Genomic DNA, 219 nt, shown 5'->3' on the forward strand with positions numbered 1-219 from the left:
ACTAGAACAACGCTATCCTTGCCATCTTTATGACCTTGAATAGTGTCTAGTTCCCAATGACCAATTTCGGACCGTTGGTCCGCAACCTGTGGACGTTGAGCAATGTTAGATCCTAAGCACTTTTTGGCTTGTGGATGAGATTGATGGTGTTTACGTTTAGTTTTCTCAAAAAGGTCCAAGTTAGACGTACGGAATACACCATCATTAATCCACTGATAC

Annotated in this window: 1 pseudogene; it reads right to left on the reverse strand. The window is 42.0% G+C overall.

The window, feature by feature from the left end:
- Positions 1–219 (reverse strand): annotated as a pseudogene (locus H5975_RS08620) (IS30 family transposase); the annotation flags it as partial.

This window comes from Limosilactobacillus coleohominis (assembly GCF_016901675.1).
Classification (GTDB): Bacteria; Bacillota; Bacilli; order Lactobacillales; family Lactobacillaceae; genus Limosilactobacillus; species Limosilactobacillus intestinavium.